Here is a 13,791-nt window from a genome sequence, read left to right as displayed (position 1 = left end):
GATAAGGATAAATGACGTCACATCATACCTCTTCAGAAGACTATTTTATGATGGCGGAACAGGGGTATCGCCAATGCTGATATTATTATGGCTCATCGCTAAATGATCAAAAATCAGGCAGCGGAGGGTTCCCGATGTTGACTGACATAATGCAGTGGCGTCATTCCATAGAATTCTTTGAATACGGAGATAAAGTATGAAGTACTGTTATATCCGCACAGCTGAGATACCTGTGAAATGTTTTTCCCGTCCATCATTAATTGGTTAACAGCATAACGCATACGACACGTGGTTATTATTTGACTGTAACTTGTGTTTTCATTTTTGAGCTTTTTCTTTAACAAACTGGGACTCAGACATAAGCAACTGGCGACCATGCTTAAATTCCAGTCTTTATGAATATCGCTCTCAATGATGTGGTAAACGCTGTCGCTGATGCGATTGCGTAACATATGCATCAGCAGGGAGATAAACTTTTTGCTGTCGAGAAAACGCGATAATACGGTGAACAGTAGCGAGCGGGTACGCTCATTTTCGCCTTCGTTTTGCGTTTCCATCACGCTGTGTTGAGCGGCAACCCGAAAGACATCCGGCGTCAGGCAGACGGCGGTCATCACGGGGTTAGCGCTACGTTGCCAGAGAGGGATCTGTGAAAGATCTTTATTTAAAAATCGTAGATAGTCTTTAATGACATCGCGACTGATATGTACGACCAGTGCGTTATTAAGTGAAGAGAAGTCGATAATATTATTATCACACGCCACCAGAGCCATGTGGTTAGCTTTTAAACTGATGGCTTCTTTACCGTTAATCCTTAACCAAACATCTTTCTCCGTTAATACAATAACACAAGCTTCTTTGCTGCAAAGCCTCATACCCAAACTCCCGGAATATGAACATCAAATACCGTAACTCAGCACCTGCTGAGTAATCGCGGCTAAAAAAAAATTGTATGATGAATCAAGACAAGCGATAAAATAGCGTGATTTTTAGTAATTACAATATCTGTAGGGATTCTTGGCATGTACATAATTTTTTACGCAAGTGGCAACGTACTATTTGCGTATAAAAAAAGCGCGGGGTGGTCCCGCGCAAAAGGTATGACAATGTTATTGTTTTGCAGCAATACTCAGGAATTACTCAACCATCACACGTCAACCTTATAAAAAAAAGACTATCTAAAAAGCGACATTAGGCTTTCACGCACATGACGTGATACACACCGTCAATAATTTCCGTTCCTTCGGTTTCATGTTCAAAGCCAGGGAAATGATGATCCCAGGATTGCAACGAACGTAGATAACTAATCTGCGGGCTGTTGGCATCGCCAAAGTTTTCCCCGGACAGCAGCATTGGAATTCCCGGTGGGTAAGGAATAACGGAGTTGGCTGCGATACGGCCCGGCAGATTTTCAATAGCCACCATCTCAACGTTATCGCTGACTATCGCGTTATAGGCTTCACGCGGGGTCATTTCAGCAACAGGCAGGCCGGAGTAGGCCGCATTGAGTCGGCTACCTGGGTTATTTTCTTTCAGCCAGGCGAACATGGTGTCGCCCAGATCGTGAATACCCATGTTTGCGTAAGTGTCAGGATATTCCTCTACCAGTTCCGGCATCACCTGTGAGAGCGGGGTATTGGCATCGTAGTGGTGTTTGAAAGAGCACAGTGTGTTAATCAGCGTGCCCCATTTACCACGGGTGATCCCCATAGAGAACAAGAACATAATCTGGAAATCGGTGGTACGGGTCGGTACGATGCCGTGGCGGCCAAGCCAGGCGGTAACCAGCGCCGCCGGAACACCGGTCTGTTCCAGTTCACCATCATCACCCATACCTGGCGCCAGAATACTGACTTTGATCGGGTCCAGCATGCTCCAGTTATCTGGCAGGTCTTTAAACCCATGCCAGGATTCACCGGGACGCATTACCCAGCAGTTCTGATCGGTCGTCAGAAGTTGAGTAGGGGCGTCCGCAAAGTCATAGGTTTTTCCGGTTTGCGGATCGGTAACCACCTCTTTGTTCCACGGTTTGAAGAACCAGTCGCCCTCAGCCGTGAATTCTTTGTACAACCGTGCCATCGCCTGACGGAAATCGACGGCTTCATCGATCACTTCCTGGGTGAGCGACAGGCCACTGTTACCGTCCATCATGGAAACTGCCACGTCGTTTGATGCACAGATGGCATACAGCGGAGACGTGGTGGCGTGCATCATGTACGCCTGGTTAAAGCGGGAGAAATTTACCGCGCCACGACCTTCACGGACGTGAATGTAAGATGCCTGAGAGAGTGCATTCAACAACTTATGGGTCGAGTGGGTGGCAAAAACGGTTGGGCCGCTATGGTCGCCAGGTGCACCACGCATAGCGTAGTGATCGGCATAAATCGGGTTGAAACGCGCATAGCCGTACCAGGCTTCATCGAAATGAATGCGATCGCTGGTCTGGGCTAACAGATCCTGCGCCTCTTTCGCGTTGTAGCAGACGCCGTCATAGGTGCAGTTGGTCACAACGCTGTATGACGGTTTCTGTCCGGTTTTGTCTTTCGTCAGCGGGCTTTCGCTGATTTTTTTCTGCAATGTTGCAGGCTGCATTTCCTGCGGGTAGATAGGCCCGATAATGCCGTAGCGGTTGCGGCTTGGCACCATGTACACCGGTTTTGCCCCGGTCAGAATGAGCCCTTGTTCAATGGATTTATGGCAGTTACGGTCCAGCACTACCACATCGTTATCAGTCATGCATGCCTGCATGATGGTGCGGTTAGAGCCAGAAGTACCCACCACCACGGACCATGAACGGTCAGCGCCGAAGACACGTGCGGCATATTTTTCGCTTTCACCAAACGCGCCAGTATGGTCAAGCAGTGAACCCAGTGATGCGCGTTCAATACCCATGTCGCTACGGAATAGGTTTTCACCGTAGTAGTCATGATAGAAACGACCGGCCGGCGTTTTAGTAAATCCCACGCCGCCCTGGTGACCAGGGGCTGCCCAGGAATATTCGTGAATGTCACTGTATTTCATCAGCGCGCTGAACAGCGGCGGTAACAGCTGTTGGCGGTAACGGGTCATCGCAGCAACGGCGCGCCCGGCGATAAAGTCAGCGGTATCTTCGAGAATCCAGGCGAATTCATCGACAAGCTCCAGCAGATCGCGATCCAGCGATGCAGTGGCTTTTTCCCGATCGCCCAGCAGGAAAACGGGGACGTTTTGCTGGCGTTCGTGGAGCTTGCCGATCAATTGCCTGACATTCAGGTGTTCATCTTGTTGTTCCATTTGATAGCTGAACATCAGGCAATCAATGGCTTCATTTGCCGCGAGAATGGCATAACCATCGTCGAATGAGGTGGACTTAATGACGGTAACATTTTGGCGACTTAAGGCATCAGCCAGACGCTCGACAGCGCTACCAACCCAGGTGTCCTGATGCAGAAACTCACTTTCAACAATTAATACTTTCATCATCTTTTACCCGGTAGTGGAGAGGTTGCAATGTATGGATTGCAGACACACCGTATGAATGTGACGCAGGCAAGTATTATCCTGACGAATTGGGCTGTAAAGTGGCTAAAAAATGAGCGCATTTTATTTTTATTCCTTTATAAACAAATAATTAATACTTATCGGCGGTAGTTTTTCGGCACTGTTTATCGACAGGGGAATTATTTTTTTGGCTGATACTGATATTGCCGAATGGGATGTGCTGTCAGTGGGCATGTGTTTGCGCCATCCGGCGCTTATCCGGCCATCAATTGTCGATGTTGCTGGCTCAGTTTGCGGTACTGCTGTGGTGACATGCCGACAAATTTGCTGAAAGTATCGTAAAAACGACTGCTGGAGCGAAACCCGGCGGTAAGGGCAACGTCCAGAATGGTTTTATCGGTGTCGCTCAGCAATGCGCGAACGTGGTTGATACGCATCGCGGTAATGTACTGCTTCATGGTGAGTTGCATCACACGCTGGAAAATCCCCATCGCATAGTTGGGGTTGAGCTTCACGTGCTCCGCAACATCGTTGATGGTGAGCGCCTGATCGTAGTTGTCGGCAATAAAACTGAGCATTTGACTCACGTAAAACTGCGCGTGACGTGAAACGCTATTTTTGTGCGTGCTCGCGGTTTTATTGACCAGGATTGGCTGCCAGCCGGAGAGGCTAAACCGCTTGAGCATCAGGCTAATTTCATCGATGGCAAGCTGGCGAATTTGTTCGTTCGGGCTGCTCAGCTCCTGTTGCCAGCGCTGAACTTCAAAGGTGCTCAACTGCTGAGAGGCTTGTGATTTGATGACCATGCCATGAGTGACGTGGTTGATCAGTTCACGGTCCAGCGGCCAGGAGAGAAACAGGTGCATGGGTAAATTAAAGATAGCCATGTTCTGGCAGGCGCCAGGTCGTATTAACTGGTGCGGCGTACAGGCCCAAAACAGGGTGATATGGCCCTGTTTTATCTGCACCACTTCGTTATTGATCAGGTATTCCACATCACCGTCGAACGGTACGTTAACCTCCACCTGTCCGTGCCAGTGGCTGGTGGTCATGGCGTGCGGCGCGCGCAGTTCGATATCGAGACGTTGATATTCCGAGTACAGCGACAGCGGGCTACGGGTTTGTTTTTCATCGCTGTTGCACATGTGCGGATCGGGGGAAAGCGCTGAGATTGGCGGCGTGGTCATGGTAGCTCCAGTTCCTGATTGTTCAGAATCATGCCATTTTTCAGCGAATAAGATTGCGAATCGGCGCGCAAATCAGGCCACCATTATCGGGTAGTGTGCTTTTTTGAACCCGAATACTCTGCTTTTCGGCAAAAATTGTCCCAGAAACTCAGTTTTCATCCGGGTGAAAAGGCGAACTGAGTTTTTGGGAGTACTCGGTGCAGAAGCCGGACGTTTTTCGTGCGTCCTCATGCCACCATGACGTCATCACCCCACGTTCTGGAGAGTCATGATGTCTGCACCCAAAATTACTTTTATCGGCGCGGGATCGACGATTTTCGTGAAGAATATTCTCGGAGATGTCTTTCACCGCGATGCGCTGAAATCCGCGCATATTGCTTTAATGGATATCGATGCCGCCCGCCTGGAAGAGTCGCATATTATGGTGCGTAAGCTGATGGACTCGGCTGGCGCTTGCGGCCAGATCACTTGCTATACCGATCAAAAAGCGGCATTGCAGGATGCCGATTTTGTGATAGTCGCCTTCCAGATCGGCGGTTACGAGCCGTGTACCGTGACCGATTTTTCCGTGTGTAAGCGCCACGGTCTGGAACAAACGATAGCCGACACGTTGGGGCCTGGCGGTATTATGCGCGCGCTGCGCACCATCCCGCATTTATGGCAGATTTGTGAGGATATGACTGACGTCTGCCCGCATGCCACCCTGCTTAACTACGTTAATCCGATGGCGATGAACACCTGGGCAATGTATGCGCGCTATCCGCATATTAAGCAGGTTGGGCTATGTCACTCGGTGCAGGGAACGGCGGAGGAGCTGGCCCGTGATTTGGATATCGACCCTACTTCTTTGCGCTATCGCTGCGCCGGGATCAACCATATGGCGTTTTATCTGCAACTGGAGCGTAAAACGGCTGATGGGACCTATGTCGATCTCTATCCGGAACTGCTGGCAGCTTATGCAACAGGCCAGGCCCCGAAACCGAATATCCACGGCAATACTCGCTGCCAGAACATTGTGCGTTATGAAATGTGCAAAAAATTGGGGTATTTCGTCACCGAGTCGTCGGAACACTTTGCTGAATACACGCCGTGGTTTATCAAACCGGGTCGTGAAGATCTGATTGAGCGCTATAAGATTCCGCTGGATGAATATCCGAAGCGCTGTGTAGAGCAGCTAGCGAACTGGCATAAAGAGCTGGAAGAGTACAAAACGACGGCGCGCATTGATATTAAACCGTCACGGGAATATGCCAGCACAATCATGAACGCTATCTGGACCGGAGAACCCAGCGTGGTGTATGGCAATGTTCGTAACGACAACCTGATCGATAACCTGCCGCAGGGCTGCTGTGTCGAGGTGGCTTGTTTGGTTGATGCCAATGGTATTCAGCCGACAAAAGTGGGTGTGCTCCCGTCTCATCTGGCGGCGATGATGCAAACGAATATCAATGTTCAAACCCTGCTGACGGAAGCTATTCTGACGGAGAATCGCGATCGTGTTTATCACGCGGCGATGATGGATCCGCATACCGCTGCGGTATTAGGGATTGAGGAGATTTATGCGTTGGTGGATGATCTGATTGACGCGCACGCCGAGTGGTTGCCGGCCTGGTTGCATCGATAAGGTCCATCTTGCGTCTGCCGGATGAACGTTATCGATATCCGGCAGTCGGTATATTTAGTTGGCGCTTACCAGCCCGTAGCGGCGCAGCTGTGCACAGTGAACTCGCGCCAGTAGAAGCACAGTCGTTAGCGCGCCGAGCAGGGCGCAGAACATATCCGACTGGGTATCCCATGGATCGCCCTGCGTACCCAGGAAGTCATCCGCGCCTTGTCCCATCGCCAGTGCCGCCCACCATTCAATGAGCTCATAGGTGGCGCTGATTGCCAGTGCTACGCAGCAAACTAAAAACGCTAACATCTTGCGGCCGCGGACAATATTGCCGCGGACTAAAATCTCTCTTGCCGTCAGCGCTGGCACCAGTCCCTGGAAAAAATGACCCAGTTTGTCATAGGGGTTGCGACTAAGATCCAGCCACGCCTGCACTTCAAAACCAATGGGGACTTTGGCATAGGTATACATGCCACCAACCATCAAAATGATGGCATGAAAGAAGATAAGCGTGTAGAGCATGGGAGTCAGCGGGTAACGCTTCATGGTAGCGAGCAGCAATGGCACAACAATAATGACCGGCGTTACTTCCATCAGCCAGGTCAATTTCTCGGTGGCGCAGAAGCCGGTGTAGATAAGGATCAGCGCCAGCACTATAGCGCCAGTGTTCAGTATTACAGGATTCAGTGTGCGGAGCATGGCGAATTCACAAGTAATGGAAAATATTACTATTCACTGTGAACGGCGAAAATTCAACGCCAGTTAATGGGGGGATAAAGTTGGCCCGGGGGGATCACTGGGCTGGCCCCAAAAATTTGGTGTCAGTCCAGTGCCGGGCCGAATAGGTTACTTCGCGCAGTTAGCGCATTGTTTGCTCACGATTTGCTGGAAGAAATCGTTGCCTTTGTCATCGACCAGGATGAAGGCAGGGAAATCTTCAACTTCGATTTTCCAGATAGCTTCCATTCCCAGCTCCGGGTATTCCACGCATTCCAGATGCTTAATGCTCTGCTGCGCCAGTACAGCTGCCGGACCACCGATGCTACCTAAGTAGAAGCCGCCGTGTTTATGGCAGGCGTCGGTCACTTGCTGGCTGCGGTTACCTTTCGCCAACATGATCATGCTGCCGCCATGGGACTGCAGCAGGTCAACATAGGAGTCCATACGACCCGCAGTGGTTGGACCCAAAGAACCGGACGGGTAACCAGCCGGCGTTTTCGCCGGGCCTGCGTAGTAGATCGGGTGATCTTTCACGTACTGCGGCAGACCTTCGCCGGACTCGATACGTTCTTTCAGCTTCGCGTGGGCGATGTCGCGACCCACAATGATTGTACCGCTCAGCGACAGACGGGTGGATACCGGGTACTGAGAAAGCTGGGCAAGGATCTCTTTCATCGGACGGTTAAGGTCAACTTTAACCACTTCGCCTTCGCCGGCCTGGCGCAGAGATTCCGGAATGTACTGGCCTGGGTTATGTTCCAGTTTTTCAATCCAGATACCTTCGCGGTTAATCTTGGCCTTAATATTACGGTCTGCGGAGCAGGAAACGCCCATGCCTACCGGGCAGGATGCGCCGTGGCGAGGCAGTCGAATCACGCGGATGTCGTGAGCAAAATATTTCCCGCCAAACTGGGCGCCGAGGCCGAGTTTCTGGGCCTCGATCAGCAGTTCCTGTTCCAGTTGCAGATCGCGGAATGCCTGACCGTGAGCGTTACCTTCAGTCGGCAACGCATCATAGTAGTGTGTGCTGGCCAGTTTCACCGTTTTGAGGGTACTTTCTGCTGACGTACCACCAATCACAAATGCGATATGGTACGGCGGGCAAGCTGCAGTCCCCAGCGTACGCATTTTCTCAACCAGGAAGTTTTTCAGTTTGCCGGGCGTCAGCAGTGCTTTCGTTTCCTGATACAGATAGGTTTTGTTGGCAGAACCGCCGCCTTTTGCCACGCACAGGAATTTATATTCGTCGCCGTCCACGCTGTACAGGTCGATTTGCGCAGGCAGGTTAGTGCCGGTATTCACTTCTTTGTACATATCCAGCGCCGCGTTTTGCGAGTAGCGCAGGTTATCTTCAATATAGGTATTAAATACGCCTCTGGAGAGCGCCGCTTCGTCACCGCCGCCGGTCCAGACGCGTTGGCCTTTTTTACCCATGATAATGGCCGTGCCGGTATCCTGGCAGGTTGGCAATACGCCTTTGGCGGCAATTTCGGAGTTTCTCAGGAATTGCAGCGCAACGTATTTATCGTTTTCGCTGGCTTCAGGATCATGGAGTATGGAGGCGACTTGCTGTTGGTGTTCAGGGCGAAGCATGAAGGAGGCATCGTGGAAGGCTTGCTGGGCCAGTAGCGTAAGTGCTTCAGGTGCTACTTTCAGGATTGACTCGCCTTCAAACTCGCCGACGCTGACATGATCGGATGTCAGCAGGTAGTACTCAGTTTTGTCTTCCCCCAGTGGGAAAGCCGCCTGGTAAGTGAATTCAACTTTTGACATTTGCTTCCAGCCTTTTCATTTTTATCAGGAATTTAAAAATTCTCTGCGTCTTAAAGGTGGCGTGCCGCACCATATCGGGCGGCACGCGAAGTGTGCTTACAGGAAACCGTACATTGCGGCGAAGACCCAACCAAAGACACAGGATACGCTTACGCCGATCAAACCAGGCAGAATGAAGCTGTGGTTGATAACGAAACGGCCAATGTGGGTGGTACCTGAACGGTCAAACTGAATAGCAGCCAGATCGCTCGGGTAGGTCGGCAGAATGTAGTAACCGTAACATGCCGGAGCAGAAGCAACGATGTACGCTGGATCAACCCCGATAGCCAGTGCGACCGGAACGATAGCCGCCAGCGCTGCAGCCTGAGAGTTTACAAACTTGGAGACCAACAGCAGGACAACCGCATAGGCCCACGGATATTCTTTCACCATCTCGCCCAGTACGCCCTGAATTTCAGACATATGCGCACCGAACATGGTTTCGGCCATCCAGGCAATACCGTACACCGCCACAATCGCGATCATACCTGAACGGAAGACTTCATTTTTTGAGATAGATGCGGGATTCGTTTTGGTTAAGATGATAATCAATGCGCCAGTCAGCAGCATGAACATCTGGATAACCAGTACCATTGACAGCGGTTTGCCACCAAAAGAAGGGCGCAGTTCAGATACAGCGCCGAGCACGGCAACCACGGCGATGGCAGCGAGGAAGATCCACATTGCCAGCCAGTTACTTTTCGGCAGTTTTTTGTCTAACAGTGTTGCCGTGTCGCCATACACATAGTGATGGTTTTCAGGTACGGAAATAAACTTCTGGAACTCTTCGTCTTTATCCAGATCTTTACCACGGAACCAGCTGAAAATACCGATAGCCAGGATACCCAGCAGGGTAGATGGAATGGTGATGCCGAGCAGGTCGAGGAATTCGAGGTGCTTGCCTTCAAATGTCACGTTACCCAGCATCGCAACCAGCGAGACAACGGCTACGGAAACCGGACTGGCGATAATCCCCATCTGTGCACCGATAGAACTCGCCGCCATTGGGCGTTCCGGGCGAATATTGTTCTTAATGGCGACGTCATAAATGATTGGCAGAATGGTGTACACCACGTGGCCGGTACCGCACAGGATAGTCAGGGTACAGGTAACAAACGGTGCTACGATAGAAACGTATTTTGGGTTACGACGCAGCAGCTTTTCAGCAATTTGCAGCATAACGTCAAGACCGCCGGAGGCTTGCAAGGTTGCAGATGCGGCCACCACGGCAATAATAACCAGCATTACATCAACAGGGGGTTTACCCGGCTGGAGATGGAACACGAAAACCAGAATAACCAGGCCGATACCGCCTAACAAACCCAGCGCGATACCGCCCTTTCTGGCGCCATAAAACAAACATATTAATATTATGAGAAGTTGTATACTAAATAACATTTTATTTACCCTCGCGAAAAACCCAGTCAATTTTTTGAAAAATGGATCTGTGGCACATTCTTTTTTGCCGGAATAAGCATCAAAAAATGGTCAGTATTCGATATGTCCGTATTTGCGATTAATGTTTAAATATCTGGCCAGAATTTTTTTATAAATTTTTGGAAATATTTAGCTTTTTTCTATGGCATTGATCAGAGGAGAGGATCCTCAGGCGATGGGAAGTAGAGCTGGTTATGAAGCGCTGCGGCTGACGCTGTAGTTTGGCTGGCTTACACCGGTTTTCCGGGTGCTGACCGTCGGTTCTACGTTGTCCGCTATTACGTGAAACACCGGTATACCAGGTGAGTGTATTCTTTATGTGATCGCGGTCACGCCATGTCATGTGGTAATGAGTCTGGCGTACGGATACGTTTATTTGCTCACAAAAATGTACGGTGTCCATAGTACGTAGCATGGTCTCCATTGCTACCAGCTTAGATTTTTATGTCTGATAAAATTCAGACTAATCCTTTAGGAGTAAAAATACACACTCTGTGAGTTAGTTAATACTTAATTAACTTTTGTTAGCGATTTTGAAATTAAAAACAGTGTGATGTTTATCAATAACAGAATAATAAATTTAACATGTCTTATACAAATATATTTGATCTAACGCAAATTCACTATTTATCTGTTTTTGCGGGATAAAAAGGGATTTTTCATTATTTTAATAATTGTTACTTTTATATAACGAATAATCCCTGGGGGAGCGTTTTATTGGCAGTATTGTTTAAGCAATGAGTAATGCTCTGCCTGAACGCGGTAGCGGTAAACCGGTCGGCCAGTAACACCATAGTGGATACTGGTAAATAAGATATGACAATTGACGAGCCAGATAAGGTATTTACGGCACGAGACCCGGGAGATATTGACCTCGTTAGCTAGCTCATCCGTGGAGAACTCCTGGTCCTGATGCTCATCAATCCACTGGCACAGCGTACGTAACGTTTGTGGTGTCAGCCCTTTGGGTAAGCGCCGCGTTTCCTGCTCGCTGGACGTGCTACCATGAATCAGCTGATCAAGCTCTGACTGTTCATAGTACTGGTGCTTCTCCATATCCGTTTTCTTCTGCAGCCAGTTGGTTAAGGCTTCTTCAAAGCGTGAGGCCTGAAACGGTTTGATCAGATAGTCAACGACACCGTAGTGGAGTGAGTCTTTGATGGTTGTCGCATCGGCAGCGGAGGAGATGACGATGACATCACATTTACAGCCTTCGCTGTGCAGAATGGGTAACAGGTCCAGACCGTTTTCTTTCTGCATATAAATATCCAGTAGAATCAGGTCAATATGATGTTCGCCATGAAAGATGATCTCTTTGGCTTTTTCGAGAGTAGAGGCCGTTCCACAGCAATGAAAACCAGAGAGCTGCGCGACATAACGGCGGTTTAACTCCGCTACCATTGCATCGTCATCGACAATTAAGACATTGATCATCTGCTGGCCCTCTCACCATTCCACGGTAACTGTACAAAAAATTGGGTGAAGACCCCAGGTTCGGATTCGACGGAAATATTGCCGCCAACGTTTTCAACCTGCTGTTTCACAAGTGCTAAACCGACGCCTCGTTCGGTTCCTTTTGACGAGACGCCCTTCTCAAAGATGTGGTCGATGTGTTCGGGGGCGATCCCCGGACCATCGTCATTCACTTCGCAATGCAACCAGCCGTGTCGATAATGTAAGGATACGCTGATCTCACCCCCCGGTTCTTGACCTAGCGCCTCCAGGGCGTTTTCAATCAAATTACCCAGCACGGTGATCAACACCGCCACCTGATCTTCATTACTGTTTTCCGGCAACTGGCTTTCATTACTAATGATCAGGCTATGACCTGAATCAGATGTGCGATTAATCTTACTGAGTAAAAAGCCTGCGATCACCGGTGATTTTATTTTGCCTAACAGCGAGCCAATCTCTTCCTGATAATTGTTGGCCGTCTTAAGGATGTAATTTTCCAACTGCTTATAACTTTTCAGGTGCAATAATCCCAGAATCACGTGTAACTTGTTCATGAATTCGTGGGATCGTTCACGAAGTGCATCGGCATAGTTGACCATACCATCCAAACGTTGCATGAGTTTACGGACTTCGGTCTTGTCTCTGAACGTTGAAATTGCCCCGATGATTTTGCCATTGCTGAGTACTGGAACGGTGTTGATTAAAAGCAGCCGGTCCTTCACCGTGATCTCCTCATCACGGCGTGGCGTTCCATCACGTAGTACCTGCGAAAGGTCGACTACCTGAGACCACGCATGGCTGAGCGTGGAAAGCTGGGCATCATCCTGCGACTTACGGTAATCCAGCAGCTCCTGAGCGGCCTGGTTTATTAGCGTGACCTCACCACTATCATCAACGGCAATGACCCCCTCCTTTATAGAGTGCAACATCGCCTGGCGCTGTTCGAACAGGTTGGATATTTCATAAGGCTCCAGACCAAACAGAATGCGTTTGAGAACCTTCACCAATACCCAGGTACCGAGTAACCCAACCAGAACGCCAAATAAGATGGACCAAAAGATACTGCCGCGGCTGTTATTGATCTGCTCAGTGACCCTGCTTAGCTCGAGACCAATCGACACAACCCCAATCTGCTGGTGATGTTCGTCATAAATGGGGGTGAAAACGCGTAGCGCTTTAGCCAGAAAGCCGCGATTAATGGCAACGTTCTCTTTGCCCTGCAACGCCAACAGGATGTCGTCGCCTTTAAACGGTTGGCCGATGCGTTGTGCTTCAGGGTGCGAATAACGAATGCTTTTCATATCCGTGACGACGATAAATAAAAAATCGTTGCGCTTATTTACTGCCTGAGCAATTGCCTGGATACCGCTGTCCTCAGGCTTTTTCTTGAGCCCTTCGCGGATCTCAGGAGAGTTTGCCAACGTTCGCGCTACCGCAAGCGCTTTGTCTGCTAATGCATCACGTGTCGTGTTGCTGATTTGCGAGAAGTAAATCAAATGAACGACGAGCAGCACAGAAAAGAGGACAGCGCTGACCATGAGGATCACGGTTGTGCCGAGTTTCATCGGGCGTTTGCGTATAGCAGTTCGTTGCAGAGGGTGTCTCATCGCAGTCCTGGAATCACTATTTGTACGGGTATTATCGCCTGATGAGGTACGTAATTCAAAGGTAGTAGGGGGGGCCGGGCGCTCCCGCCGCCATCCCTTCTTATATATGGAGTAGAAAACGGGCATTCGTTATTTTCTTTCTATATAGAAAAGAGAATTCAATGTTGGTTTCTTCTTTTTCCGGGATGTGATGCAGGAAATATTGACGGCTTTGTGGATAACTCTGTGTGTAAATGGGTATAAGGCGGGCTTTTGCTGTGGAATGCAGCAGTCAGTCATTTTTCTGTCATTTAAGGGTTGCGGGCCACAGGAAACTCCCTATAATGCGCCTCCATCGACACGGCGGATGTGAATCACTTCACGCAAACAGCCGGCTCGGTTGAAGAGAAAAACCTGAAAATGAGGGTTGACTCTGAAAGAGGAAAGCGTAATATACGCCACCTCGCGACAGAGCGCTAAAGCGCGTCGCAACTGCTCTTTA

9 protein-coding genes are annotated in these 13,791 nt (G+C 49.6%); 1 reads left to right on the top strand and 8 read right to left on the bottom strand.

Features of this window, described 5'->3' with window-relative positions:
- Positions 1-113: 113 nt before the first annotated feature.
- The 3 genes from RYZ59_RS16975 to melR all read right to left on the bottom strand — a co-directional run bounded on the left by RYZ59_RS16975 (position 114) and on the right by melR (position 4,667).
- Positions 114-875, bottom strand: coding sequence for an AraC family transcriptional regulator (locus RYZ59_RS16975; protein WP_318049639.1), 762 nt, complete (start codon positions 873-875; stop codon positions 114-116).
- 316 nt (positions 876-1,191) lie between these two features.
- Positions 1,192-3,459 (bottom strand): arginine decarboxylase, encoded by a 2,268-nt coding sequence (gene adiA / locus RYZ59_RS16970; RefSeq protein WP_202039635.1) that lies wholly within the window; start codon positions 3,457-3,459, stop codon positions 1,192-1,194.
- Positions 3,460-3,734: 275 nt separating this feature from the next.
- A complete protein-coding gene (melR, locus tag RYZ59_RS16965; protein WP_318049637.1) occupies positions 3,735-4,667 on the bottom strand; it encodes a transcriptional regulator MelR in 933 nt (310 codons plus the stop codon).
- 268 nt (positions 4,668-4,935) lie between these two features.
- On the opposite strand from melR, the gene RYZ59_RS16960 reads away from it, so the two are divergent.
- Positions 4,936-6,291 carry an alpha-glucosidase/alpha-galactosidase gene (locus tag RYZ59_RS16960; RefSeq protein WP_318049635.1) on the top strand — a complete coding sequence of 452 codons (1,356 nt, stop codon included), beginning with the start codon at positions 4,936-4,938 and terminating at the stop codon, positions 6,289-6,291.
- Between the two features lie 54 nt (positions 6,292-6,345).
- On the opposite strand, the gene RYZ59_RS16955 is transcribed toward RYZ59_RS16960, so the two are convergent.
- The 5 genes from RYZ59_RS16955 to RYZ59_RS16935 all read right to left on the bottom strand — a co-directional run bounded on the left by RYZ59_RS16955 (position 6,346) and on the right by RYZ59_RS16935 (position 13,310).
- Positions 6,346-6,978 (bottom strand): DUF2238 domain-containing protein, encoded by a 633-nt coding sequence (locus tag RYZ59_RS16955; protein ID WP_318049633.1) that lies wholly within the window; start codon positions 6,976-6,978, stop codon positions 6,346-6,348.
- Positions 6,979-7,125: 147 nt separating this feature from the next.
- On the bottom strand, positions 7,126-8,772 hold the full coding sequence (fumA, locus tag RYZ59_RS16950) for a class I fumarate hydratase FumA (protein ID WP_137382873.1): 1,647 nt from the start codon (positions 8,770-8,772) through the stop codon (positions 7,126-7,128).
- Between the two features lie 96 nt (positions 8,773-8,868).
- Positions 8,869-10,209 carry an anaerobic C4-dicarboxylate transporter DcuB gene (dcuB, locus tag RYZ59_RS16945; protein ID WP_137382872.1) on the bottom strand — a complete coding sequence of 447 codons (1,341 nt, stop codon included), beginning with the start codon at positions 10,207-10,209 and terminating at the stop codon, positions 8,869-8,871.
- A 753-nt stretch (positions 10,210-10,962) separates the two neighbouring features.
- The gene (gene dcuR / locus RYZ59_RS16940) at positions 10,963-11,682 is read right to left on the bottom strand and encodes a two-component system response regulator DcuR (protein WP_318049630.1); all 720 of its coding nucleotides are present in this window, start codon (positions 11,680-11,682) and stop codon (positions 10,963-10,965) included.
- A complete protein-coding gene (locus RYZ59_RS16935; RefSeq protein WP_202037123.1) occupies positions 11,679-13,310 on the bottom strand; it encodes a sensor histidine kinase in 1,632 nt (543 codons plus the stop codon). Before RYZ59_RS16935 ends, dcuR begins: the two co-directional genes overlap by 4 nt.
- Positions 13,311-13,791: the final 481 nt, after the last annotated feature.

It is taken from the genome of Citrobacter sp. HN-141 (assembly GCF_033341895.1).
In the GTDB taxonomy this organism is placed as follows: Bacteria; Pseudomonadota; Gammaproteobacteria; order Enterobacterales; family Enterobacteriaceae; genus Citrobacter.
This window is presented reverse-complemented; position numbering and strand designations above follow the sequence as displayed.